This is a genomic window from Peptoniphilus timonensis JC401 (assembly GCF_000312025.1).
In the GTDB taxonomy this organism is placed as follows: domain Bacteria; phylum Bacillota; class Clostridia; order Tissierellales; family Peptoniphilaceae; genus Peptoniphilus_A; species Peptoniphilus_A timonensis.
Genome location: NZ_HE978593.1, coordinates 148,982 through 151,770, shown reverse-complemented (window position 1 = coordinate 151,770; position 2,789 = coordinate 148,982). Strand labels below are relative to the sequence as shown.

The following is a 2,789-nucleotide window of genomic DNA, read 5'->3' as shown; positions in this document are numbered from 1 at the left end:
AATAAGAATAATGGAACCAAATTTGTGCTATGACTAGTGACAACATTACCCTCATCATCAATCATATATTCACAATTTCCGTGGTCTGCAGTAATTATTGCTGCCCCATCTTTTTCTTTTAAAACTTTTAAAATTCTGCCAAGATCATAATCTACAGTTTCAACTGCTTTTATAGCTGCTTTTAAATCTCCTGTATGTCCAACCATATCTGGATTTGCAAAGTTTAAAATTATTAAGCCGTATTTATCTTTTTCTAAACTTTCAAGGACCTTATCTGTTACTTCATTGGCAGACATTTCTGGTTTCAAGTCATAAGTCGCAACTTTTGGTGAAGGTATAAGGATTCTATCTTCTCCTTCGAAAGGTTTTTCACGACCACCGTTAAAGAAAAATGTTACATGGGCATATTTTTCTGTTTCAGCAATTCTAAGTTGCTTTATTTTATTTTTTTCAAGAACTTCTCCAAGAGTATCCTTTGGTATTTCATCCTTAAAGGCAACAAATTTATTTTTTATATCCTTATCATACTCTGTCATTGTAACAAGGGTAGTATTTATTTTTTCTCTTTCAAAACCACTAAAGTCATCATCTACTAAAGCTCTTGTGATTTGTCTAACTCTATCAGGTCTAAAATTAAAAATTATTATTGAATCATTTTCTATTATTTCAGAATCTTTTACAAATTTTGCTGGTTCCAAAAATTCATCTGTAACATCTTTATCATAAGAAGATTTTATATAAGACAAAATATCTTCTTCACAAAAATCTACATCACTAGTTAAATCATCATAATATTTTTTTGTTCTTTCCCATCTCTTGTCACGATCCATAGCATAATATCTGCCAGAAATTGTGGCAATTTTTACAGAAGGAATTTCTTTTATTTCATCTTGAAGTTCTTTTATATCATCAATAGCTGCGTGGGGAGAAACATCACGTCCATCTGTAATTGCATGAATAAAAGTGTTTTCGATTCCTTGCTCTTCCATTAATTTTATTAGAGCTCTCAAGTGGTCAAAGTGTGAGTGAACTCCTCCCTTTGACACAAGTCCAATTAAGTGAACTCTAGACTTATTTTTCTTTGCATTTTCTATAGCCCTTATAAATTCAGGATTTTTAAAAAATTCTCCAGATTTAATGGACTCACTTATTTTAGTCAAGTTTTGATAAATAACTCTGCCTGCTCCAATATTTAAATGACCTACTTCAGAGTTTCCCATTTGTCCCTTTGGTAGACCAACATATTCTTCGCTGGCATAAATTTCTGTGTGAGCTGAATTTTTATACAAATCATCTAATATTGGAGTCTTAGCAAGTTTTACAGCGTTTCCAACTTCACTATTATTTATTCCAAATCCATCTAAGATTATTAACATTGTTGGTTTCATAAATTTTCACCAACCTTAATTATTTCTATAAAATCTTCTGCTTTTAAACTTGCTCCACCAACAAGAAGACCGTCAATATTTTCCTTGGATAAAATTTCTCCTGCATTTGCTGGCTTCACAGATCCACCATATAAAATTCTAATTTGTTGAGAAATTTCTCCATATTTTTCCTTTATTATATTTCTAATTTCCCTGCACATATTTTCTGCATCTTCTGATGAACAAGTTTTTTCCAGTCCCAATTGCCCAAATAGGTTCATAAGCAATAGTAACTTTATCTAAATTTTTAACCCCATCAAGAGATTTTAAAAGTTCTTCTCTTACAAATTCTACTGCCTTGTTTTCTTCTTTTTTTTCAAGAGATTCTCCTAGACAAAGAATTACAGATAAACCATCTTCCAAAGCTTTTTTTACCTTAGAATTTACAATTTCATCACTTTCAAAAAACTTTTCACGTCTTTCAGAATGACCAATAATTACATCATTTACAGAAATATCCTTTAGCATAGAAGTTGAAACTTCACCTGTATAAGCCCCATCATCAAATTCTGATACATTTTGTCCTCCTACTTTTATTTCATCTTTTAAATTTTTTCTAAAACTTTCAAGAGAAACAAAAGATGGAGCAATTAAAACATCAACTTTATCAAAGTCAAAATCATTTATTTTTTTTGCAAATTCAAGGACCTCAGAAGAAGTTTTATTCATCTTCCAATTTCCACAAATATATTTTTTTCTCATGCTTCTTCAACTGCCTCAATGCCAGGAAGTTTTTTACCTTCAAGCATTTCAAGACTTGCTCCTCCACCAGTTGAAATGTGAGTTAACTTATCAGCTACTCCTGCTTTTTTCAACAGCCGCAACAGAATCGCCTCCACCAACAATTACTGTAGCATCTAGTTTTGCCAAAATCTTTGCAAGTTCAATAGTTCCATGAGAAAATTCTTCAATTTCAAAAACTCCACAAGGACCATTTAAGACAATAGTTTTTGCTTTTTCAAGAGAACCTTCAATATCTTTCAGACTTTCACTTCCAATATCAAGAATCATGTCGTCTTCATCCACATCTTCTACATCTTTTAAAGTGCCCTTGGCATCTTCAGATACTTCTGGAGCAACAATAACGTCCTTTGGAAGAATTAGTTCAACATGATTTTCTGCTGCTTTTGCCATCATTTCTCTAGCAAGATCTAATTTATCATCTTCAACAAGAGATTTACCAACTTCAAGTCCCTTGGACTTTAAAAAAGTATTTGCCATGGCACCAACAATTACTAATGTGTCAACTTTTTCTAACAAGTTTTCGATTACTCCAATTTTATCAGAAACTTTTGAACCACCAAGAATTGCTGCAAAAGGTTTTTCTGGATTTTTAAGTGCATCTTCAAAATATTTTATTTC

General features: G+C 31.7%; 3 protein-coding genes and 1 pseudogene. All 4 read right to left on the bottom strand.

The window, feature by feature from the left end:
- A partial coding sequence (gpmI, locus tag HGPT_RS00785; RefSeq protein WP_019137998.1) for a 2,3-bisphosphoglycerate-independent phosphoglycerate mutase occupies positions 1–1,388 on the bottom strand: 1,388 nt, incomplete at its 3' end.
- A pseudogene (gene tpiA, locus HGPT_RS00780) lies at positions 1,385–2,129 on the bottom strand (triose-phosphate isomerase). The pseudogene tpiA and the gene gpmI, both read right to left, overlap by 4 nt.
- Positions 2,126–2,242 carry a phosphoglycerate kinase gene (gene pgk / locus HGPT_RS10270; RefSeq protein WP_281032347.1) on the bottom strand — a complete coding sequence of 39 codons (117 nt, stop codon included), beginning with the start codon at positions 2,240–2,242 and terminating at the stop codon, positions 2,126–2,128. Before pgk (HGPT_RS10270) ends, tpiA begins: the two are co-directional and overlap by 4 nt.
- Positions 2,220–2,789 (bottom strand): phosphoglycerate kinase (gene pgk / locus HGPT_RS00775; protein ID WP_281032346.1); only part of this gene is annotated, 570 nt, incomplete at its 5' end. The genes pgk (HGPT_RS00775) and pgk (HGPT_RS10270), both read right to left, overlap by 23 nt.